The organism is Agrobacterium sp. CMT1 (genome assembly GCF_037203725.1).
GTDB lineage: Bacteria > Pseudomonadota > Alphaproteobacteria > Rhizobiales > Rhizobiaceae > Agrobacterium > Agrobacterium pusense.
Genome location: NZ_JBBCAR010000007.1, coordinates 236,476 through 256,673 on the forward strand (window position 1 = coordinate 236,476; position 20,198 = coordinate 256,673).

Sequence of the window (20,198 nt, forward strand, 5' to 3'; positions counted from 1 at the left end):
ACCATGTCGTCACGGATGAACCGGCGGATGTTTCCACCACCATTTACAGGGGAGGAAGCCTGATCTCCAGCACGGATGAGACAGGCAACATCCGCAAGCTGGCGGAGATCGAAGAGGAGCTTATTCGTTTCGCCCTGCGTTTCTATCGCGGGCAGATGAGTCAGGTTGCCAGAAAGCTCGGCATCGGCCGCTCGACACTTTATCGCAAGCTGAAGGATTACGGCATCGATCCCGATGATCCACTTCGAGACGTCGCATGATCGCGCAAGGCACTTATTCGAGGGCAGATCGCAAAATTCGTTAACTTCTGAGCAAGGATATCCGCTTACCGTCTATAAACCTCTTGTTAGTGGCTGATTCACTATATAGAGGAAGGTTGTATGTGTGTGGCAATTTTGCCATCGTGTCACCGTATTTGACGTTCATTTGAGGCAATGTGACAGAAATTGTCTTCCAGGCGGGGATCGAATTGCCATATCTGCATCGGAATAACGCGCTTTCAGGCAAGATGGCGCGCGGCTTGATCAAGGATATATGCACGAAGCTGTCGGCACGCGCTGTCACCTTTGCCTGCCTGATGCTCGCCGCAATGCCTTTCGTTGGTGTTTCGGCGACGGAAGCCGCCGCCGAAACGCGCAGTCTCAAGCTGTATTATATCCACACACGCGAGAAGGCGGTCATCACCTTCAAGCGCAATGGAAAATATGACCAGAAGGGTCTGCAGGAGCTGAACCGGTTCCTGCGCGACTGGCGTCGCAACCAGCCGACACGCATGGACCCGCGCCTTTTCGATCTCGTCTGGGAAGTCTATCGCCGCAGTGGTGCCACCGATTATATCAACGTTGTGTCGGCTTTCCGCTCGCCTGAAACCAATGGTCTTCTGCGCACGCGCACCAAGGGTGTCGCAGAAAAGAGCCAGCACATGCTGGGCAAGGCCATGGACTTTTATATCCCCGGCGTGAAACTTTCCCGGCTTCGCGAGATCGGCATGCAGATGCAGATCGGCGGCGTCGGTTTCTATCCGACATCGGGATCTCCTTTCGTGCATATGGATGTCGGCGGCGTTCGTGCCTGGCCGCGCATGAGCCGCCAGGAACTCGTCCGCATCTTCCCGAATGGCAATACGCTGCATCTTCCTTCCGATGGTAAGCCGCTTCCCGGTTATGAGCAGGCGCTTGCCGATTACAAGAAGCGCGTCAGTTCCTCTTCCATTCAAGTTGCTTCCAGTGCCGGTGCCGGTCCGGCCTCTTCGGGCGGCGGCAAGCGCAAGACCCTGTTGCAGGCCCTGTTTGGCGGCGGTGACGAGGATGAAGATCCCGATAGCATCGCAGCGCCCGAGCCCGCCGAACGTCCGGCGGTTGCTCGCCCGGCAGCTCCGCAGCAGGCGGCTCCTGAGCCCGAACCGACGATCGCCGTTGCTTCGGCCCAGGCACTTCCGGGTGTGACCGATGCTCCGTTGCCCACGGCCCGTCCCGCATTCGGCAACCAGCCGCCTGCCAATACCGGCCTTGCGACCGCGCTTTATTCGCCGGCGCGTAACGCAGCCCAGGATGCGCTGCAGGCAGCGACCACACCGACGCCCACATCCGCGCCTGCCGAGCGTCAGCAATTTGCCGATCTCGCCGAGGTTTCAGTTCCGGTGCCGACGCTTCTCGGGCCGCGTGGCATGAAGGGGGATGCCGAGGGTTCTGTTCTCACCGCTTCCGCTGACGGCGCAACGCCCGCAGCAACGGGCGAACTGGCCTCTGTTCCGGTCCCCGCCAACCGTCCGGCTGTTGCGGAAGCCCTGCTGGCGGCCGCGAATGCCGATCCGGAGGGTGAAGACGACCTCGCCGAGACGCAGCAGGATACACTTTCACCAACGGTGGTCGCAGCTCTGGAACAGAGCGGTCAGGCTGCCCGGTCGCAGGTTCAGTCAGCCGTCACGCCGACAGCCGCTCCTTTCCCGGCCGCCGTCAATCACAAGGTCACGGTCGCACCTGCTGAAACGGCCAAGGCGGAACCACAGCCCGGCTTCGGTGACGCTTTCGATCTGAAACCTGCCATCAATAGTGGTCTCACTGCCGGGCTGCCGACAAAGGGTGCACGCCCGAGCAAGCAGGATGCTGCGGTTTCCCACCAGGCCATGGTCGGCGGCGGGCGTCTGACACAGGACCTGATTTCGGATTGGGCGCTCAATCAGAACAAGGGCACGACCGGGCGTTCGGTCAAGGCGCCGCGGGTTGTCGCCAACCGCATGCTGAGCCACGATATGTCGGCTTCCGCGACGTCGGCAAGCTTCAAGCCGGGCGCGGTCGCCATCGAATCGAGCCGCTTCAGCACGCCGGTCAAGATGCACTGAGCCTTCATTGCCAATGCGGCCCGAGAGGCCAATAAAAAACCCGCCGGTGACGGCGGGTTTTTTTGTTCCTGACATCTGTCCGTCAGACGCCGCTCTGGCCGTCCGAGCCGATATAGGCAATACGCACCATGTTGGTCGCGCCGGGTGTGCCGAGCGGAACGCCGGCGGAGATGATGATACGGTCACCCGGTTTGCCGAAGCCTTCGGAAACGACGATGCGACAAGCGCGGTTCACCATGTCGTCCAGATCGCTGGCGTCGCCGGTGACGACGCAGTGCAGACCCCAGACAACCGACAGTCGGCGTGCGGTCTGGATGATCGGCGAGAGGGCGATGATCGGAACCTGCGGCCGCTCACGCGACGCGCGCAGACCTGTCGTGCCCGACGATGTGTAGGTGACGATCGCCGCAAGCTTCAGGGTTTCGGCAATCTGGCGGGCGGCCAGCGAAATCGCATCGGCGCCTGTCGGTTCCGGCTGGGCGCGCTGCGCGTAGATGATGTTGGAATAATGCGGATCCTGTTCCACGGTGCTTGCGATGGAGGCCATTGTGGAAACGGCTTCGACCGGATAATCGCCAGAGGCAGACTCGGCAGAGAGCATGATCGCGTCAGCGCCTTCGAAGACGGCGGTGGCGACGTCGGACACTTCAGCGCGGGTTGGTACAGGCGCTGTTATCATCGATTCAAGCATCTGCGTGGCAACCACGACCGGCTTGCCTGCGCGGCGGCAGGCGCGGGTCAGCTGCTTCTGAATGCCGGGAACGGCTTCCAGTGGCATTTCGACGCCAAGGTCGCCACGGGCAACCATCAGGGCGTCAGAAAGCTCGATGATTTCTTCGATGCGCTCCACCGCCTGCGGCTTTTCAATCTTGGACATAAGGCCGACGCGGCCGCGTGCGATCTTGCGCACTTCAGCCAGGTCCTCAGGACGCTGGACGAAGGAAAGCGCGACCCAGTCTACCTCGTTGGTTTCCAGCACGGCATCGAGGTCGACGCGGTCCTTGTCGGTGAGAACGCCGACGCCGAGCAGAGTGTCGGGCAGGCTGATACCCTTGCGGTCGGAAATGCGCGTGCCGGAAATGACCGTGGTGACGATGCTCTTGCCGTCGCTCTTTTCAGCGCGCAGATGCAGCTTGCCGTCATCGATCAGCAGGCGATGGCCCGGTTTGACCGCCTCGAGAATTTCGGGGTGCGGCAGGAAAACGCGGGTGTTGTCGCCAGGTGCGTCGTTGTTATCAAGGGTGAAGGTCTGGCCAGGTACGAGCTCGACCTTGCCTTCCGCAAATTTTCCGACGCGCAGCTTGGGACCCTGCAGGTCGGCCAGAATGCCGATGGGGCGGCCGTTGCGGCTCTCGACCGAACGGATGCGCTGAATGAGCGTCCGCATCAGGTCGTGGCTCGCATGGCTCATGTTGATCCGGAAAAGATCCGCGCCGGCGAGATGCAGCTTTTCGATCATAGCCTCATCGGAGGAGGCAGGGCCGAGAGTTGCAAGAATTTTGACTTTGCGGTTACGCTTCATCAGTTTTGATTTCCCTGTGTGCCTGGCGTATCGGAAAGCTGGACCATCCAGCTGCCCTGTCTGCCCGTGTCATATTCCTTGAAACCCATTCTCTGGAAGCTGCGGGCATAACAATCATCCACACCGGTGATCTTGAACTCGTTTTCCGCCACGCACATGTTGACGTCACCGGTCCAGCGGCCGCCATGAGCGGCATCCTCGGCATAGAGATAATAATAACGTGACTGCAGTTCACCTTCGATCAGCGTCGCGCAGGTCGAGGCGGGGACCTGCCACCAGCCTTCGCTGACCCAGCCCTCCTGTGCCCGATAGCCAATTGCGACCCCCACGAGATTCTGCGTGCTGTTGCAGACGCGAAAATCCGCATACGCGGGCGCCGCGATCATGAAAGGGGTCAGAAACAATGCCGCTATGGAAAAAAGACGGGCGAGGTGCCTGATGTGGCGGGGACGAGCGAGAGATGACTGAGTCACGGCTTCCATCCGGATTCCATGGTTATAATGAACACACTTCTTGGCGTGGCCGCCCAAGAAAGTCAACGCGAGTTTAATCGATTATATTGTTCGTGGGATCGTGAGTGCGATAAGGTAGATGGCTGTTCTTCCGCCGTAACTTGCGCCCGGCCTCAAGCCATGCCATCAAGTTTCTCTCCTCAATGCTGCCCCAGAAAAATCATCGATGAACGACTTCATACCCTATGAAATCATAGAAGGCGATTATGACAAAGGCATGGTTCTGCTGGCAGACCACGCCATGAACCTTCTGCCGGCACACTACGGCAATCTTGGTCTTCCGCAAACCGCTTTTCATCGCCACATCGCATTTGATATCGGTATAGAGGGGCTAACGCGCTCGCTGGCTGTGCGCCTTGGCGTGCCGGCGGTGCTCGGGCGTTTCTCGCGGCTGCTGATCGATCCGAATCGTGGTGAGGATGATCCAACTCTCATCATGAAAATCTCGGACGGAGCGATCATCCCCGGAAACCATCCGATTTCTGACGAGGAATGGCAAAAGCGGATCGAGACTTTTCACCGGCCTTATCACAATGCCGTGGACAGCGTGCTGACCCGTGTGGCCGAGGCCTCGGAAGAAGCGCCGCTCGTCCTGTCACTGCATTCCTATACACCGTTCTGGAAGGAAACGCCGAGGCCATGGCATGCGGCGGTTCTGTGGGATACGGATCATCGCGCGGTCGATCCGCTGCTGGCGCATCTGCGCGCTACCGGCGACATTCTCGTCGGCGACAACGAACCCTATGACGGAGCACTCAAGGGCGATACCATGTATCGTCATTGTATGGCGAAGGGTATACCGCACGCACTTCTGGAGGTCAGGCAGGATCTGATCGGGAACGAGGAGGGGATCGCCGAATGGTCAGACCGGCTCGCTCCCATTTTTGCCGTAATGAATGACGATCCGGTTCTGCATGAATATCAGCTGTTCGCTTCCCGCACCGGCCCCTATTGAGCCTGGAGTTTCGCCATGACAAATGAGAACGACAACGGGCAGATCGAGTTTGAGGCGGCCGCATTCCGGCGTCTCGTCAAACATCTTCGTGAACGCCACGATGTGCAGAACATCGACCTGATGAATCTCGCGGGCTTCTGCCGCAACTGCCTTTCCAACTGGTACCGTGAAGCGGCCGAGGAAGCGGGTGTTTCGCTCAGCAAGGAAAAATCCCGGGAAATCGTCTACGGCATGCCCTATGAGGACTGGAAAGAGAAATACCAGGGCGAAGCGAGTGGCGACCAGAAAGCCGCTTTCGAGCAGAACCGGCCCAAGGAATAAGTCTTCACCGACGGAATCGACTTGACGGGACGCCTTTCAGTGGGCAGTTCACAGGCCTGAATTTTGCTGCCTGCTGGCAGCGACCGGCGAACGCCTTGCCAGTTTGAATGAACAAGGCCCACATGCGGGCCGCCAATGAAGGATGATATGATGGACGAAACCAGCACCACCGAAACCGTCGCCGCCGCCGAACTGCGTCAGTTCATCGAGCGCGTCGAGCGCCTCGAAGAAGAAAAGGCTGCTATTCAGGGTGATATCAAGGATGTCATGGGCGAAGCGAAGGGGCGTGGGTACGATACCAAGGCGATCCGCACCATCATCCGCCTGCGCAAGAAGGATGCCAACGAGCGCATCGAGGAAGAAACGATTCTTCAGACTTATATGGCCGCGCTCGGCATGGAATGATCGGCTGAAAATGCCTCAATGAAAAATCGCCGCTTCTGCGGCGATTTTTGTTTAAACTGCCCTCGACATCAGCCGCGCGTGCCAGCCAGCTTTTCTGAAAGGTCGATGGCTTCCTTGCGGGCATCCTTGTCTGCAGGATAAAGCGCCAGATAACGCTCCCAGGCTTTCAGCGCCAGCTCGTCGCGGCCGGAGGCTTCGAGGATGTTGGCCAGGCTTGCGAGGGCAGGGAAATAGCGCGGTTCTTTTTCCAGCGTCAGGTTGATATCCGCCATTGCCTTGCGGGTGTCGCCATCGGCGAAATGGACCATCGCGCGGCGATAGGGCGCCTGGACATAGTCGGGATCGAGCAAAACAACCTGGTCGAGAAAATCGTAAGCGGCGGCGTTGCGCTTTTCGTCGGCAGCTTCACCCGCCCATTGCATCAGGAGATTGATCGTTGCGCTGCCGGAATCATTCCATTCGGAGGCGATCTGGTTGGCGATGTTGCGCGCCTTGACCGCATTCCGTTCCTTTTTCAGCGAAGCGAAAAGCGTGTCGATTGTCTTGGCGGGTGATGGCGCCGATTCGACAGCAACAGCTGGCTTTCCGTCTGCCGCTTGAGCAACAGCAGCCGTTCCCGCAAACGCGAGGCTTGAGACCATGAAGCCCTGAGCAATAATCAGAGCGGTGCAAAAACGATTTGGGCGCATGGGTTAAAGCTTAACCCGACTGCGCCCAATATCAAATGCAAACTTCTGGTCTGTCAACAAAGTGATCCGCGATCTGATCGCGAACCGCAGTCGCAGTCAATCAGCCCTGACGAGCCTTGAAGCGCGGGTTCTGCTTGTTGATGATGTAGACGCGGCCCTTGCGGCGAACCAGGCGGTTATCGCGATGACGGGCCTTAAGCGCTTTAAGCGAATTCTTGATCTTCATTTTACTGGTCCGCAGTTTTGCACGGTTTGTGCCGTGCTATTCAAACAATCAAAAGCGCGCAACGGGGCGCGCTCTTTTCGGTTGGCAGGCAGATACCTGTTTGAGCCCTGCCTGTCAACACTTGCCCGCGTCTTTGCCTTAAAAGACTAGGCTTTTCCTGTGTGCAGAAGCTGCGTCACGTGGCCCATCTTGCGGCCCGGCCGTGCTTCCGTCTTGCCGTAGAGGTGGACGAGACAGTCTTTTTTCGACAGCCATGCCGGTACGTCGTTGATGTCGTCGCCGATCAGATTGGTCATGATGCAGTCGGAATGGCGATCAGTGTTGCCGGGGTTAAGGCCCGATACGGCTCGGATATGCTGTTCGAATTGCGAGATCACACAGGCCGCCTCCGTCCAGTGGCCAGTATTGTGCACGCGGGGCGCCATTTCATTGGCGACCAGCGATCCATCCGGCAGGACGAAAAACTCAATGCCGATAACGCCGACGTAATCCAGAGCGGCCAGCAGCTTTTCCGCCGATTTCACGGCAATATCCCTTGCGGCATCCGAAAGCGCGGCCGGCACGGTGGATGTGTGCAGGATGCCGTTCAGATGAACGTTCTCGGCCGGATCGTAACAGGTCACGGTCCCGTCCCGGAAACGGGCGGCGATGATCGAAATTTCGCGTTCGAAGGCGATGAAGCTTTCAAGAATCAGCGGCACGCCACCAAGCGCTGCAAACGCGCCCGCGGGGTCTTCGCCTCCCCGGAAGAGGCGCTGTCCCTTGCCGTCATAACCCATGCGACGGGTTTTCAGCACACCTTTGCCGCCAAAGGCTGCCAGCGCGGCTTCCAGCTCTTCCTGGCTATCCACGGCGCGGAAATCGGCGGTTGGAATGCCGCAATCGTTGAGGAAGCGTTTTTCCGTCAAGCGGTCCTGTGAGGCGCTGAGCGCCTGTGCCGGCGGATAAACGGGAACCGAGGCGCTGAGTTTTTCTGCCGCGGCAACGGGCACGTTCTCGAACTCGTAGGTCACGACATCACAGCGGCTTGCGAGTTGCGCAAGTGCTTTTTCGTCATCATATGCTGCCACGATCTGGTCGTTGCAGACCTGTGCCGCGGGACAATCCGCCTGCGGCTCCAGCACGATGGTACGATGGTTGAGACGCGCCGCGGCCATCGCCAGCATGCGGCCGAGTTGCCCGCCACCGATGATGCCGATGGTGAGGTTGGTTGTCTTTGCCATGTCGTGTGTCGTCACTGGGCGCTGTCCATGGGGTATTCCGCGACAGCCGCCGACTGGCGCGCACGCCAGGCGTCCAGACGATCGGCAAGGTCTTCATCGCCAAGCGCCAGCACCGCGGCCGCGAGAAGGGCCGCATTGATCGCGCCCGCCTTGCCGATCGCGAGCGTGCCGACAGGGATGCCGGCGGGCATCTGCACGATGGAATAGAGGCTGTCCTGACCGGACATGGTCTTCGATTGGACCGGAACGCCGAAGACCGGAAGCGGCGTCATGGCAGCTGTCATGCCCGGCAGATGGGCAGCGCCGCCGGCGCCCGCAATAATGACCTTGAAGCCTTCGTCTTTCGCGCCGTTGGCGAAATCGTAAAGCCGGTCAGGGGTGCGATGGGCGGAAATGATGCGGGCTTCGTATTCGATGTCGAGCGCATCCAGCGTGTCGGCAGCGTTCTTCATGGTCTCCCAGTCGGACTGGCTGCCCATGATGATGGCGACGGGGGGCGTTTCTGCTGTCACGTAATGTCTCCGGGCTCAGGCGATGATATCGGGAATGACCTGATCTTCCAGCTGGGTCATCTTGTCCTTGACGGCCAGCTTCTTCTTTTTCATGCGTTGTATCCGCAGCGCGTCGCAGCTGGTCTGGATCATCGCATTGATCGCCGCGTCATAATCCTCATGCTCCTGGCGCAGCCGCGCCAGCGTGAGCCTGATGTCCGCCTGGTCCTGATCGGGCATCTTGTCATCCCCATTTTATGCCAGCCGGATAGCCTCCGGCGCGTATGTGATCGTTCACGAGCCTCTATCATCAAATCGCGGTAACGGGAAGTTATCCGTTGCGACCAAATTGCCCACTTATTGCCTTCATTTCGCCTTCGACAAGCCGACCGATCCGTGTCACATTGTCGTCGCAAACCTGAAACTCCAGCGATGGAGAGCTGGAGGTAGGTTCAAAAAGGAAGGACGTGCCGCATGACCATTCAGGCTCATATTGCATCGCTCGAAAAGAAACACGGTGCTCTGGAGGAGGAGCTCGAGAGTATTCTTGCTTCCCCGTCGTCTGACGATAGAGAGATCGCGGACCTTAAACGTCGTAAACTGCGCCTGAAGGATGAACTCCAGAGGCTCAAGGCCTCCACAAGACATTGATTTATGGCAGATCGCTGGCCCTCGATGAATGAGGGGTCGGCGGTCTGACCCTTTCGAGCTCTGGCGGCGAAAACCTGCTGCCAGAGCTTTTTTATTGCCGTATTAGAACGGCAGTCCGTCCCACAGCAGTTTCAGTGCCGCAATCAACGCCATGGCATACATCAGCGGGTAAAACACGGATGGTTTAAGGTATTTCACCACTCTTGCACCGGCCAGCGTCGCCAGCATCGCGACGGGCAGCAGACTTGCCGATGTCTTGAGGTTGGTGGCGTCGAGCGCGCCAAGTGCGAAATAGGGTATGAGCTTGATCGCATTCATGATGGCGAAGAAGCGCACGCTCATGCCGGTATAGGTCTTCGGGTCGAGTTTCAGCGGCAGAACGTAGATCTGGAAGGGCGGTCCACCCGCATGGGCCACGAAACTCGCATAACCGGACAGGCTGGACCAGAGCGTGGCGGCGGCCGGCCTTTGCGGTTTTGCCGGAATTTCCTGACCGTTGCGGCTTTTGAAACTCTCATAAAAGTAACGCAACACGAATAGGATCGTGACCGAGGCGACGACGAGACGCATGGCATCTGCGGAGATCATGCTCGAAGTTGCCCAGCCGAGTGCAATGCCGGCGATAGCCCCCGGCAGCATGATAAGGAGCGTCTGGCGATGGTTGTAGTGCCGCCAGGCGAAGAGCGCGACAATATCCATGACGATCAGGATCGGCAGGAATATCGCCGCCGCCTGCACGGGCGATACGGCAAGCGCCATCAGTGGCACGCCCATCAGCGCCAGCGCGCCGCCCAGTCCCCCTTTGGAAAGGCCGACGAGAACCACTGCGGGAATGGCGACGAGATAAAAATGAAAATCGGTCAGCATGGATGTATGGTTGATCCTTTCGCCGGTCCGGTTTATCGGATTTGTCATATGAAAACGAGTGCAGATCGCGCCGGAAGCGTCGTCTGCTTGAAATGGACGAAACGATGAGCATTGTTGAAGACCGTTGCCGCCTTGTCCTGATCGTCCCGCAATCGGACGATGCGCAAAAGCAGGCGGCAGATGTGGAAGCCGCGCTGCGGGGAGGCGATGTCGCTTCGGTCATCATTCCGCAATATGGTCTGGATGACGCCGCTTTCCAGAAACGCGCCGAACTGATCGTACCCCTCGTGCAGGCGTTGGGTGCCGCAGCGCTCATTGCCGGTGACAGCCGTGTCGCCGGCCGGGTGAAGGCGGACGGGCTGCATGTGGTCGGTAACGCCGAGGCGCTTTCGGAGGCTGTGGAAAAATTCACCCCGAAACTGATCGTCGGCGGCGGAAATGCCGATGACCGCCACAAGGCGCTGGAGCAGGGCGAGGCCAATCCGGATTACGTGTTTTTCGGGAAGCTCGAAGGCGACATCAAGCCCGAGGCGCATCCCAAGAACCTGGCGCTTGGTGAGTGGTGGGCGTCGATGATCGAAATCCCCGCCATCGTCATGGGCGGCACGGACCTCTCATCCGTGGTTGCCGTGGCGGAGACGGGCGTGGAGTTCGTGGCTATGCGCAGCGGTGTTTTCGATAATGTCGGTGGCGCCGCCCAGGCCGTTTCTGAAATCAACGCTTTGCTTGACGAAAAAGCGCCACGGTTTGACGGTTGATACAGGCGATGATCATGCGCTCGCTTCATTTCTGCCTCTCAGTTTCGCTGCTGGCGTTTGCTTTCGGCGCGTCGGCGGGTGTCGCTCTTGCTCAATCCGGGCCGCAGAGTGAAAACAACGCGCTTTCCCGACAGCTGGAAAATGAGGCTCAGCCGACCCGTCAGGGCAGGGTGCAATCCGAAGAGCAGAAGGACTTGCAGCCTTCAGCCGGCGTGAACGTCTATCAGCGCATGGGTGCGGATCTGCCGGCACTGCCGCCTGAGAAGGAATTCAAGGGCCGGGTGGATGAGGCCTATGGCCATTTCCAGCGCGGCGAATATGTGCAGGCGCTTGATAAGGCGCTGAACCGCGCGCAGAACGGTGACGCACCCGCCCAGACGCTGGTGGCGGAAATGATGTCGCGCGGACTTGGCATTGCGCGTGACGAGAAAACAGCCGCGTTCTGGTATCAGCAGGCCGCACAGGGCGGCGATCCCGTCGCCATGTTCAAATTTGCCCTTATCCTGATGGAAGGAAAATTCGTTACGCGTGACAAGGCGAAGGCCGATGATTTCATGCGTCGCGCAGCGGAAGCCGGCAACGCCTCTGCCCAGTTCAACTGGGGCCAGATATTGGTTTCGGAAAATCCGGGCGCCAAGGGCCTGCTGATGGCTTTGCCCTTCTATGAAAAATCCGCCGAACAGGGCATTGCCGATGCGCAATATGCGGTATCGCAAATTTACTGGTCCTTGAAGGATGTGCCTGCCGAGAAAAAGGCAAAGGCGCGCGACTGGTTGATGCGCGCCGCAAAGGCCGGCTATGACACTGCACAGGTCGATCTCGGTATCTGGCTGGTCAACGGATTTGGTGGCGAGCGTAATCTCGACGAAGGCTTCCGCTGGCTCTATGGCGCAGCACAGCGCGGTAATGTCGTGGCGCAGAACAAGGTTGCGCATCTCTATATTCAGGCACTCGGTACCCGGCCTGATCCGGTTGAGGCAGCCAAATGGTACGTGCTTTCCCGCCGCGCCGGATTGAAGGATCCGTCTCTCGAGGACTTCTATCTCGGCATCAATGACGAGCAGCAGAAGAAGGCGATCGAGGCCGCAAATCGTTTCCGTCCGACCTGATGGAAGGGTTGCGTTCCCTGACCGGGGTTGACCCATGGGCTTTTTACCTTGAATTTCCGCGCGTTTTGTGGTCTTGAACCGCAAACTTTCAATTCAAGAAAATAATGACGTGCCTGCCCGGTGAGCTTCCGGGCGGTTCGCAAGCTTTCCAGGAAAAAACATCGATGGCCCGTTCAGCCCTTCTCAATGTCATGGTTCAGGCCGCCATAAAGGCGGGTAAGTCTTTGTCGCGTGACTTCGGTGAAGTGCAGAACCTGCAGGTCTCGGTCAAGGGACCGAGCGACTTCGTTTCGCAGGCGGATCTGAAGGCCGAGAAGATCGTGCGCGAGGAGCTGATGAAGGCGCGCCCGACCTATGATTTCCTGGGTGAAGAAGGCGGCGAGGAAAAGGGAACCGATGGTGCACACCGCTGGATCGTCGATCCGCTCGATGGCACAACCAACTTCCTGCACGGCATTCCGCATTTTGCGGTTTCCATCGCACTGGAGCGTAACGGCGAAGTCGTCGCCGGTGTGATCTTCAATCCGGCCACCGACGAACTCTACACCGCCGAGCGTGGCGGCGGCGCGTTCCTCAACGATCGCCGCATCCGCGTTGCCGCGCGCAAGGCGCTGACGGATTGCGTCATCGGCTGCGGCGTGCCGCATCTCGGCCGCGGCAACCACGGCAAGTTCCTGGTCGAGCTTCGTCACGTCATGGGGGAGGCTGCAGGCATCCGTCGCATGGGTGCGGCGTCGCTCGATCTCGCCTACGTTGCCGCTGGCCGTCTCGACGGTTACTGGGAAGCCGATCTTTCGCCGTGGGATATGGCGGCCGGCCTCGTGCTGATTCGGGAAGCCGGTGGTTTCGCCTCCGACATCAAGGGCGGCACCGATATCTTCGGCAGCAGTTCCGTTGCTGCGGGCAACGAATATATCCACAAGGCGCTCGTTGAGGTGGCCAACCGTCCTATTCCGGGCCGCTGATTGGTTTTCAGCAGAAAACCTGCCGTTTTTTACAAGTTTTCGATGCCCGGCGAATGTTCGCCGGGCGTTTTTGTTTTCCCTCACCCGGCTCCATGCCTTCTTTCGTGAAAAGCCTGTGACGAAAGACCGGCTTTTCGCTTCAAATCGTCGCAATTTTCAAATAGCTTCCGCTGGATAGCTGACCAAAGGGAATGCGAACGTTATGGCGGATTCGGAGCTGCTCGATCTTGGCGTCGAGAAACCGGTGACCACACGGGAATACAGCCACAAGCTGTCCAGCCCCACACCGTTTCTCTGGACGATGGTTCTGTTTCTGATCCTCGTCGGTTTTCTGGCAGCGATTCTCTATCGGCAGGCGCACACCGCCTTCATGACCAATCCGGGGCTCAACGGCTTCATTCTCGGCGTGCTCGCCATCGGCATCATTCTGGTGTTTACGCAGACGATGAGCCTGCGTTCGGAAGTCCGCTGGTTCAACGCCTTTCGTGCCGCGGGCAGCGTCGAAAAGGTCGGTCGCGCGCCCAAACTGCTTGCGCCGATGAGCACGCTGATCGGCAAGCGTGGTGAAGTCCGCCTTTCTGCCGTTACGCAACGCACGATTCTCGATTCCATCGCAACGCGCCTCGACGAGACGCGTGATACTTCGCGTTATCTCGTCGGCTTGCTGGTATTTCTTGGCCTGCTCGGCACCTTCTGGGGCCTTATCGGCACCATTGGCGCCATCAGCAACGTCATCCAGTCTCTCGACCCAAGCGCCGGTGACAGCAATGATATTCTCGGTTCGCTTAAGGCCGGTCTCACCGCGCCGCTGGCGGGTATGGGAACGGCCTTTTCCTCGTCACTGCTCGGTCTTTCCGGTTCGCTGATCCTCGGTTTTCTCGATCTTCAGGCCGGCCGCGCCCAGAACCGTTTCTACACCCAGCTCGAAAACTGGCTTTCCTCGGTGACGGATACGACGGACGCCCCAAGGGAGTCCCGGGGCGACGCAGGGGCCGTGGTGAGCACCGAGCGTTCGCTGGCGGCCATGACCAGTCTTGCCGAAGGCATTCAGGGTCTGGTCAAGAACATGCGCAGCGAACAGCAGATGTTGCGCGACTGGATCGAGGCGCAACAGGAGGAATCCAAATCGCTCCGCCGCACGCTCGACCGGCTTTCGGCGCGGATTGACAGCGATACGAAGTCTTCCGGACGCACCCGGCACGATAACGGGAGCGAATAGCCATGGCGCTTGCGCGCAACCGCCGCCGCGACAGGGGTGTGGATTATTGGCCGGGCTTCGTCGATGCGCTGTCGACGCTGCTGATGGCCATCATGTTTTTGCTGACGGTCTTCGTGCTCGCGCAATTCGTGCTGTCGCGTGAGATTACCGGCAAGGACGAGGTGCTGACGCGTCTCAACAGCCAGATTGCCGAATTGACCGAACTTCTGGCCATGGAAAAGGGCAACAAGCAGGATGTGGAGGACGCCTTGGCGAGCCTGCAATCCACTCTTGCCGCGTCTGAGAATGAACGGTCGCGGCTGCAGGCACTGCTCGACGCTGGCTCCGGCAACAATGCCAGCGCCAACGCCCGTATCGGCAGTCTCACCGGTGAACTGGACGAGCAGCGGCAGGCCAATTCCCGCGCCTCCGCGCAGATCGAGTTGCTCAACCAGCAGATTGCGGCGCTGAGGGCGCAGATTGCCTCGGTCGAAGCCGCGCTGCAGGCTTCGGAAGCCAAGGATGCCTCTTCTCAGGTCAAGATCGCCGATCTCGGCCGCCGCCTCAATGTCGCGCTGGCGCAGCGGGTGCAGGAACTGAACCGCTATCGGTCCGACTTCTTCGGGCGGTTGCGCGAAATTCTGTCCGATCGTGAAAACATCCGCATCGTCGGCGACCGATTTGTCTTCCAATCCGAAGTGCTCTTCCCTTCCGGCGGCAATGAACTCAATCCGGAAGGGCAAGCGGAAATGGCGAAGCTCGCAACCGCGCTGCTTGATCTCGCAAAGGAAATCCCGGCGGAGATCAACTGGGTCCTGCGCGTCGATGGCCATACGGATAATGTCCAGCTGTCCGGCTCCGGCCGCTACCGCGACAATTGGGAACTCTCCTCGGCCCGTGCCACTTCGGTTGTGAAGTTCCTGATCTCCAAGGGCGTGCCGGCAAACCGTCTGGTCGCTGCCGGCTTTGGAGAATATCAGCCGATTGCAGAAGGTGACTCACCGGAGGCACGGCAGCAGAACCGCCGTATCGAACTCAAGCTGACCGAGCGCTGAAATCGCGGACCGCATCTGGGCGGTTGCCTTCCGACGAAAGTAAACTTACGTTCGCGTAAAAGTAATTCCGTCATATCTGGGAGGGGCTGATGGAACGCTATGATGTGATCGTTGTCGGGGCGGGGCTTGCCGGGCTGGTTGCGGCAACGGAGGCTGCCGCGCGAGGTCTCAGCGTCTGCGTGGTTGATCAGGAGGGTGAGCAGAACCTGGGCGGACAGGCCTTCTGGTCGCTTGGCGGCCTGTTTTTCATCGATAGCCCAGAACAACGTCGGATGCGCGTGCGAGACAGTCTCGACCTTGCGAGGCAGGACTGGTTCGGTTCGGCCGGTTTTGATCGCCCGGAAGATCACTGGCCGCGTCGCTGGGCGGAGGCCTATCTCGATTTTGCTGCCGGTGAGAAGCGGGAATGGCTGCACCGCATGGGTATGCGCTGGTTTCCCGTTGTCGGCTGGGCCGAGCGTGGCGGCGGTTTGGCCGATGGCCATGGCAATTCTGTTCCACGCTTCCATGTCACCTGGGGCACAGGCCCCGGGGTGCTTGCTCCCTTCGTTAAAAAGGCAAAGCTGATCGCGGCGGATGGGCGGCTATCCTTCCGCTTCCGCCACCGGGTTGATCGGCTGGATATCGCCGATGGCCGGGTGACCGGCGTTTCCGGCGCGGTTCTTGCAAGCGATCCGGTGCAACGCGGAGAGGAGAGCAGCCGGGAAGAGCAGGGCGAATTCAGTCTTTCCGCTGCTGCGGTCATTGTCAGTTCCGGCGGCATCGGCGGAAATCAGGAGCTGGTACGGCGCAACTGGCCCGTGGAACGACTGGGCCAGCCGCCGCAAAACATGGTTTGCGGTGTGCCGGCGCATGTGGACGGCCGCATGATCGCCATCACCGAGGCGGCGGGTGGCGGGGTCATCAACCGTGACCGCATGTGGCATTACACCGAGGGTGTCAAAAACCACGACCCGATCTGGCCAGGTCACGGCATCCGCATTCTGCCCGGTCCTTCGTCCTTCTGGTGCGATGCGAATGGTGACCGGCTTCATGCGCCGGCCATGCCTGGCTTTGATACGCTTGGCACACTGAAGATGCTGGGTGAACGTGGCAGCGGTTACAGCTGGTTCATTCTGACCAAAGCGATCATCAAGAAGGAGTTTGCGCTTTCAGGTTCGGAGCAGAATCCTGATCTGACGGGCAAGAATATGCGCCTGTTGCTGAAAAGGTTGGGAAAGGAGCCGCCTGGACCCGTGCGGGCTTTCATGGAAAGGGGCGAGGATTTCGCCGTTCGTGATACGCTGGAAGAATTGGTGCCTGCGATGAACGCCATCGCCGGAAATGATCGTCTGGACACCAACCACATCCGCCGGCAGATCGAAGCGCGCGACCGTGAGATTGAAAACGGCTTTAGCAAGGATACGCAGGTAACGGCGATCCACGGTGCGCGCCGTTACCTCGGTGACCGGCTGATGCGAACGGCGAAACCGCATCGCCTGCTCGATCCTGCCATGGGGCCTTTGATTGCCGTGCGTCTGCATGTGCTGACGCGCAAGACCCTGGGTGGCCTGCACACCGACCTTGAGACGAGGGTGCTGGACGCCGGCGGTAAGCCGGTGCCGGGGCTTTATGCCGCTGGCGAGGTGGCTGGTTTCGGCGGTGGCGGCATGCATGGATATAACGCGCTTGAAGGCACTTTCCTTGGAGGATGCCTGTTTTCCGGGCGCATTGCGGGGCGCAGTGTGCTGACGTAACTCAGGCCTGTGCGCGCAGTTCTTCGGGCCCGGTCTGGAATTGCAGACGGGCGAGCCGGGCATAGAGACCGTTCTGGCGAATGAGACTCTGATGCGTGCCTTCCTCGATGATGCGGCCTTCATCCATCACCAGAATGCGGTCGGCTTTGAGAACGGTGGCAAGGCGGTGGGCGATGACAATGGTGGTGCGGCTGCTCATGAGCTCATCGAGAGCCTTCTGTACCAGTGTCTCGCTTTCCGCGTCGAGCGCCGACGTGGCCTCGTCCAAAAGCAGGATAGGTGCGTTGCGCAGGATGGCGCGGGCAATGGCGATGCGCTGGCGCTGCCCGCCGGAAAGCGTCACGCCGCGCTCTCCCACCTGGGTGTCATATCCGTCGGTAAGGCGTTCGATGAAGCTGTCGGCCTGCGCGGCGATGGCGGCGGCGCGCACTTCTTCCCGTGTCGCGTCAGGCCGTCCAAAGGCGATATTGTCATGGATGGAGGAGGCGAATATCGCCACATCCTGCGGGACGATGGACAGGCGCGCCCGCAGATCGGCGAGCTTGACGTCGCGGATATCAGCGCCGTCAATGGTGATACGGCCCTGCTGCGGATCGTAAAATCGCATCAGCAGCGAAAAGACCGTGCTCTTGCCCGCACCGGAGGGTCCGACGATGGCGACGGTTTCGCCGGCACTGACTTTGAAGGAGAGGCCGGAGACGATCGGCCGTCCTGCCGCGAGCGGGTAGACAAAATCGACATTCTCGAATGCGGCTTCGCCACGCGGTGGCTGGGGCAGAGTGACGGGCGCGACGGGATCGAGAACCGGCGAGCGCTCGTCCAGCAGTTCGGACAGCCGTTCCGCCGCGCCGCCGGCCTGCGCCAGTTCTCCCCAGACTTCCGAGAGCTGGCCAAGGCCGCTGGCCGCGATGACCGAATAAAGCACGAACTGACCGAGCGTTCCCGCGGTCATGCTACCGGACAGGACGCTTTGCGCCCCATACCAGAGAATGCCGACAACGCTGCCGAAGACGAGCGTGATGGCGACGGCGGTGAGGATGGAGCGTGCGCCGATGGCGGCGCGTGCGCCCTGATAGGCCGCTTCCACCGAAGCGCCATAACGGGCATTCGCCAGCGTCTCGGCATTGAAGGACTGTACGGTGCGGCTCGCTGCAATCGTCTCGGAAGCATAAGCGGCGGAATTGGCCAATGTGTCTTGTGTCGTGCGGGAGCGGGCGCGAACCGAGCGCCCGAAGGCAATCAGGGGAAAAACGATAAAGGGAATGGCCAGCAGCGCGAGTCCGGAAAGACCGGGGCTGGTATAGATCATCATCGCCACGGCGCCGCAGCACATGATGATGTTGCGCAACGCCACCGACGCAGATGAGCCGAATGCGGAGCGGATCTGCACCGTGTCGGCCGTCAGTCGCGAGGTGAGCTCGCCTGAGCGGTTGGCATCGAAGAATTGCTGTGACAGCGTGGTGAGATGGGCGAACACATCGCGGCGAAGATCGGCGACGACCCTCTCGCCGATCGTCATGACGTAATAATAACGCATGGCGCTGGCGAGCGCGAGAACAACCGCAATGGCCAAAAGCATGGCGAAGTAGCTGTTGATCATACCGCCATCAGGCGTCTGAAAACCGTGATCGATGATGCGGCGAACGGCGAGCGGCAAGGCGAGAGTCGTGGCGGAAGACAGAACAAGTGCAAAAAGAGCCGCAGCCATCAAGCCACGATAACGCCTGAGATAAGGAAACAGGCCAAGGAGCGGTTTCAGGCTTCTCTGTTTCACCGCTTTATGCTGTTCGATGTCTGCCACGTCCTCTATGCTCCTCGTTCTTCGCCATTTTTCGGCCTTTTGCGGGCGAATTTCCGGTCTGCGGTAAAATTCCTGCCCGGCAGCCATCTCCTTTCACAAGGGGATAGCAGGCTCTTGTTATCTCGGCGACCTTCATGTATAGGCTCCGCATCGAATTGGGAAGCCATAGCCCATCTGGACTATGGCTTCATTTATTGAATTGGCTCAGTTGACGCAATTGCGGCAAATGGACCGCACGTCACTTAACCAGGAAGATTGTCATGAAGGCTGATATCCATCCCGATTATCACACGATCAAGGTGGTCATGACCGATGGCACCGAATACGAAACCCGCTCTACCTGGGGTTCGGAAGGCGCCGTCATGAACCTTGAGATCGACCCCAAGTCCCATCCGGCATGGACGGGCGGCAACCAGCAGCTTATGGACCGCGGTGGTCGCGTTTCCAAGTTCAACAAGCGTTTCGGTGGCCTCGGCCTCTGATTCCCTTGCGGACGGATTGTTAAAAAAGCCCGGTTTTACCGGGCTTTTTTGTTGCGCTGTTTTGGCGACGGCATCTACCCGCATGACCGCTGAAACAAAAAAGCAGGCCGGTGAGCCTGCTTTCAAATTGTCCACTCAATGTGGTGTTTTCTCAGTTGATTGAGAAAGCCGTGCGCAGAAGGTTGAGCTGCGCCTGAACGCTGTTCTCATTGTCCGGCACCTTCGCGGCTTCGGAGGGGCGATAGATTTCGCGGTCGAGCAGGGCGATACGGTTCTGGAGACGCAGCGAGCGCTCGATAAGATCGCGGAAGGACTCCGGCAGGTCGTTCCAGCCGGGCGCGTTGCGGTCGACGTTAAAGCTGTCGAGGCGAACCTTATTCTTCTCGCTCAAAACCTGATCTCGGGTCATTTCACCGTTGTTGACGGCGCGCTGGAGAAGCAGCCAGGAGGCCATCTGCATCAGGCGAGTCGTGAGGCGCATCGATTCCGCGGCATAAAGCACTGAGGCCATGCGCGGCAAAACTTTCGAGGCAGCGCGGCCGGCGCCGTCGAGATAGCTTGCAGTTTCCTCGACCAGGGTCATGCCTTCGGTATAGAGGGTCTTGAACTGGTTGGAAGCAGCCGCGCGCCCCGCAAAGCTTATGGTATTTAAAACCTGTTCCGACATTTCTTTAAATCCCTGCTCACGCACCACACTGTCAGGCAACGACGATCCGGATATTTTGTTCCGGCCTTTAGTGTTTTCAGGATGGTATCTTTACCTGAAATGCGCAAGGCAATTATTAAAGAAGGGTTAATACCCACAGTTTTACCGAAGCCGACGGCGGCAAAAAAAGAGCCGCGAAAGCGGCTCTCAAGGTAAAACAGGGAGAAAAATCAGACCAATTCGCC

At 59.4% G+C, this 20,198-nt stretch carries 22 protein-coding genes and 1 pseudogene; 13 read left to right on the top strand and 10 right to left on the bottom strand.

Annotated elements, in window-relative coordinates; genetic code table 11:
* Positions 1–89: 89 nt before the first annotated feature.
* A pseudogene (locus tag WA845_RS25265) lies at positions 90–260 on the top strand (helix-turn-helix domain-containing protein); the annotation flags it as partial.
* Positions 261–436: 176 nt separating this feature from the next.
* Positions 437–2,341, top strand: coding sequence for a DUF882 domain-containing protein (locus tag WA845_RS09675; RefSeq protein WP_162702194.1), 1,905 nt, complete (start codon positions 437–439; stop codon positions 2,339–2,341).
* 82 nt (positions 2,342–2,423) lie between these two features.
* Here WA845_RS09675 and pyk read toward each other — a convergent pair whose 3' ends face one another.
* Both pyk and WA845_RS09685 read right to left on the bottom strand, forming a co-directional pair.
* Positions 2,424–3,863: a pyruvate kinase gene (gene pyk / locus WA845_RS09680; RefSeq protein WP_004445813.1), complete on the bottom strand. Its 1,440-nt coding sequence runs from the start codon at positions 3,861–3,863 to the stop codon at positions 2,424–2,426.
* Positions 3,863–4,249: a DUF1036 domain-containing protein gene (locus WA845_RS09685; protein WP_318252556.1), complete on the bottom strand. Its 387-nt coding sequence runs from the start codon at positions 4,247–4,249 to the stop codon at positions 3,863–3,865. Before WA845_RS09685 ends, pyk begins: the two co-directional genes overlap by 1 nt.
* A gap of 292 nt (positions 4,250–4,541) precedes the next feature.
* Between WA845_RS09685 and WA845_RS09690 the strand changes: the two genes are divergently transcribed.
* The 3 genes from WA845_RS09690 to WA845_RS09700 all read left to right on the top strand — a co-directional run bounded on the left by WA845_RS09690 (position 4,542) and on the right by WA845_RS09700 (position 6,056).
* Positions 4,542–5,330 carry an N-formylglutamate amidohydrolase gene (locus tag WA845_RS09690; protein WP_112556225.1) on the top strand — a complete coding sequence of 263 codons (789 nt, stop codon included), beginning with the start codon at positions 4,542–4,544 and terminating at the stop codon, positions 5,328–5,330.
* Positions 5,331–5,345: 15 nt separating this feature from the next.
* Positions 5,346–5,651, top strand: coding sequence for a DUF1244 domain-containing protein (locus WA845_RS09695; protein WP_072493306.1), 306 nt, complete (start codon positions 5,346–5,348; stop codon positions 5,649–5,651).
* A gap of 147 nt (positions 5,652–5,798) precedes the next feature.
* Positions 5,799–6,056 (top strand): DUF2312 domain-containing protein, encoded by a 258-nt coding sequence (locus WA845_RS09700; protein WP_006314683.1) that lies wholly within the window; start codon positions 5,799–5,801, stop codon positions 6,054–6,056.
* Positions 6,057–6,124: 68 nt separating this feature from the next.
* Here WA845_RS09700 and WA845_RS09705 read toward each other — a convergent pair whose 3' ends face one another.
* The 5 genes from WA845_RS09705 to WA845_RS09725 form a co-directional block, all read right to left on the bottom strand.
* Positions 6,125–6,745 carry a tetratricopeptide repeat protein gene (locus tag WA845_RS09705; protein ID WP_112556223.1) on the bottom strand — a complete coding sequence of 207 codons (621 nt, stop codon included), beginning with the start codon at positions 6,743–6,745 and terminating at the stop codon, positions 6,125–6,127.
* 100 nt (positions 6,746–6,845) lie between these two features.
* On the bottom strand, positions 6,846–6,971 hold the full coding sequence (gene ykgO, locus WA845_RS09710; protein WP_003497670.1) for a type B 50S ribosomal protein L36: 126 nt from the start codon (positions 6,969–6,971) through the stop codon (positions 6,846–6,848).
* 146 nt (positions 6,972–7,117) lie between these two features.
* Complete coding sequence (locus tag WA845_RS09715; protein WP_112556221.1) at positions 7,118–8,194, bottom strand: 5-(carboxyamino)imidazole ribonucleotide synthase; 1,077 nt, start codon at positions 8,192–8,194, stop codon at positions 7,118–7,120.
* A gap of 11 nt (positions 8,195–8,205) precedes the next feature.
* Positions 8,206–8,673, bottom strand: coding sequence for a 5-(carboxyamino)imidazole ribonucleotide mutase (purE, locus tag WA845_RS09720; RefSeq protein ID WP_034497641.1), 468 nt, complete (start codon positions 8,671–8,673; stop codon positions 8,206–8,208).
* A 48-nt stretch (positions 8,674–8,721) separates the two neighbouring features.
* Positions 8,722–8,925: a YdcH family protein gene (locus tag WA845_RS09725; RefSeq protein WP_003497661.1), complete on the bottom strand. Its 204-nt coding sequence runs from the start codon at positions 8,923–8,925 to the stop codon at positions 8,722–8,724.
* Between the two features lie 234 nt (positions 8,926–9,159).
* On the opposite strand from WA845_RS09725, the gene WA845_RS09730 reads away from it, so the two are divergent.
* Positions 9,160–9,336 (top strand): YdcH family protein, encoded by a 177-nt coding sequence (locus tag WA845_RS09730; RefSeq protein WP_003506164.1) that lies wholly within the window; start codon positions 9,160–9,162, stop codon positions 9,334–9,336.
* 102 nt (positions 9,337–9,438) lie between these two features.
* Here WA845_RS09730 and WA845_RS09735 read toward each other — a convergent pair whose 3' ends face one another.
* Positions 9,439–10,203 carry a sulfite exporter TauE/SafE family protein gene (locus tag WA845_RS09735; protein WP_034497639.1) on the bottom strand — a complete coding sequence of 255 codons (765 nt, stop codon included), beginning with the start codon at positions 10,201–10,203 and terminating at the stop codon, positions 9,439–9,441.
* Positions 10,204–10,307: 104 nt separating this feature from the next.
* Here WA845_RS09735 and WA845_RS09740 point away from each other — a divergent pair, with 104 nt between their 5' ends.
* The 6 genes from WA845_RS09740 to WA845_RS09765 all read left to right on the top strand — a co-directional run bounded on the left by WA845_RS09740 (position 10,308) and on the right by WA845_RS09765 (position 17,024).
* Positions 10,308–10,961 carry a thiamine phosphate synthase gene (locus WA845_RS09740; protein WP_112556219.1) on the top strand — a complete coding sequence of 218 codons (654 nt, stop codon included), beginning with the start codon at positions 10,308–10,310 and terminating at the stop codon, positions 10,959–10,961.
* Positions 10,962–10,969: 8 nt separating this feature from the next.
* Positions 10,970–12,070: a tetratricopeptide repeat protein gene (locus WA845_RS09745; protein ID WP_072493302.1), complete on the top strand. Its 1,101-nt coding sequence runs from the start codon at positions 10,970–10,972 to the stop codon at positions 12,068–12,070.
* 164 nt (positions 12,071–12,234) lie between these two features.
* A complete protein-coding gene (locus WA845_RS09750) occupies positions 12,235–13,035 on the top strand; it encodes an inositol monophosphatase family protein (RefSeq protein WP_004445792.1) in 801 nt (266 codons plus the stop codon).
* A 202-nt stretch (positions 13,036–13,237) separates the two neighbouring features.
* Entirely contained in the window at positions 13,238–14,254 is a 1,017-nt protein-coding gene (locus tag WA845_RS09755) for a hypothetical protein (protein WP_004445790.1), read from the top strand.
* A gap of 2 nt (positions 14,255–14,256) precedes the next feature.
* Positions 14,257–15,288, top strand: coding sequence for a peptidoglycan -binding protein (locus tag WA845_RS09760; RefSeq protein WP_004445789.1), 1,032 nt, complete (start codon positions 14,257–14,259; stop codon positions 15,286–15,288).
* A gap of 89 nt (positions 15,289–15,377) precedes the next feature.
* Entirely contained in the window at positions 15,378–17,024 is a 1,647-nt protein-coding gene (locus WA845_RS09765) for an FAD-binding dehydrogenase (protein ID WP_112556217.1), read from the top strand.
* Position 17,025: 1 nt separating this feature from the next.
* Here the strand turns inward: WA845_RS09765 and WA845_RS09770 are convergent, their stop codons facing one another.
* Positions 17,026–18,825 carry an ABC transporter transmembrane domain-containing protein gene (locus WA845_RS09770; protein ID WP_037092114.1) on the bottom strand — a complete coding sequence of 600 codons (1,800 nt, stop codon included), beginning with the start codon at positions 18,823–18,825 and terminating at the stop codon, positions 17,026–17,028.
* Positions 18,826–19,085: 260 nt separating this feature from the next.
* Between WA845_RS09770 and rpmE the strand changes: the two genes are divergently transcribed.
* On the top strand, positions 19,086–19,307 hold the full coding sequence (rpmE, locus tag WA845_RS09775) for a 50S ribosomal protein L31 (protein ID WP_003497640.1): 222 nt from the start codon (positions 19,086–19,088) through the stop codon (positions 19,305–19,307).
* Positions 19,308–19,458: 151 nt separating this feature from the next.
* On the opposite strand, the gene rcdA is transcribed toward rpmE, so the two are convergent.
* Entirely contained in the window at positions 19,459–19,974 is a 516-nt protein-coding gene (gene rcdA, locus WA845_RS09780) for a protease adaptor protein RcdA (RefSeq protein WP_003506184.1), read from the bottom strand.
* Positions 19,975–20,198 lie beyond the last annotated feature (224 nt).

Bases quoted from the DNA above. Each gene is read 5' to 3' on its own strand.
- WA845_RS09760 (WP_004445789.1), top strand. From the start codon at position 14,257: ATGGCGCTTGCGCGCAACCGCCGCCGCGACAGGGGTGTGGATTATTGG.
- WA845_RS09735 (WP_034497639.1), bottom strand. From the start codon at position 10,203: ATGCTGACCGATTTTCATTTTTATCTCGTCGCCATTCCCGCAGTGGTT.
- WA845_RS09695 (WP_072493306.1), top strand. From the start codon at position 5,346: ATGACAAATGAGAACGACAACGGGCAGATCGAGTTTGAGGCGGCCGCA.
- purE (WP_034497641.1), bottom strand. From the start codon at position 8,673: ATGGGCAGCCAGTCCGACTGGGAGACCATGAAGAACGCTGCCGACACG.
- WA845_RS09745 (WP_072493302.1), top strand. From the start codon at position 10,970: ATGATCATGCGCTCGCTTCATTTCTGCCTCTCAGTTTCGCTGCTGGCG.
- WA845_RS09740 (WP_112556219.1), top strand. From the start codon at position 10,308: ATGAGCATTGTTGAAGACCGTTGCCGCCTTGTCCTGATCGTCCCGCAA.
- WA845_RS09700 (WP_006314683.1), top strand. From the start codon at position 5,799: ATGATGGACGAAACCAGCACCACCGAAACCGTCGCCGCCGCCGAACTG.
- rcdA (WP_003506184.1), bottom strand. From the start codon at position 19,974: ATGTCGGAACAGGTTTTAAATACCATAAGCTTTGCGGGGCGCGCGGCT.
- WA845_RS09730 (WP_003506164.1), top strand. From the start codon at position 9,160: ATGACCATTCAGGCTCATATTGCATCGCTCGAAAAGAAACACGGTGCT.
- WA845_RS09715 (WP_112556221.1), bottom strand. From the start codon at position 8,194: ATGGCAAAGACAACCAACCTCACCATCGGCATCATCGGTGGCGGGCAA.
- WA845_RS09765 (WP_112556217.1), top strand. From the start codon at position 15,378: ATGGAACGCTATGATGTGATCGTTGTCGGGGCGGGGCTTGCCGGGCTG.
- WA845_RS09725 (WP_003497661.1), bottom strand. From the start codon at position 8,925: ATGCCCGATCAGGACCAGGCGGACATCAGGCTCACGCTGGCGCGGCTG.
- WA845_RS09685 (WP_318252556.1), bottom strand. From the start codon at position 4,249: ATGATCGCGGCGCCCGCGTATGCGGATTTTCGCGTCTGCAACAGCACG.
- rpmE (WP_003497640.1), top strand. From the start codon at position 19,086: ATGAAGGCTGATATCCATCCCGATTATCACACGATCAAGGTGGTCATG.
- pyk (WP_004445813.1), bottom strand. From the start codon at position 3,863: ATGAAGCGTAACCGCAAAGTCAAAATTCTTGCAACTCTCGGCCCTGCC.
- ykgO (WP_003497670.1), bottom strand. From the start codon at position 6,971: ATGAAGATCAAGAATTCGCTTAAAGCGCTTAAGGCCCGTCATCGCGAT.
- WA845_RS09705 (WP_112556223.1), bottom strand. From the start codon at position 6,745: ATGCGCCCAAATCGTTTTTGCACCGCTCTGATTATTGCTCAGGGCTTC.
- WA845_RS09750 (WP_004445792.1), top strand. From the start codon at position 12,235: ATGGCCCGTTCAGCCCTTCTCAATGTCATGGTTCAGGCCGCCATAAAG.
- WA845_RS09690 (WP_112556225.1), top strand. From the start codon at position 4,542: ATGAACGACTTCATACCCTATGAAATCATAGAAGGCGATTATGACAAA.
- WA845_RS09755 (WP_004445790.1), top strand. From the start codon at position 13,238: ATGGCGGATTCGGAGCTGCTCGATCTTGGCGTCGAGAAACCGGTGACC.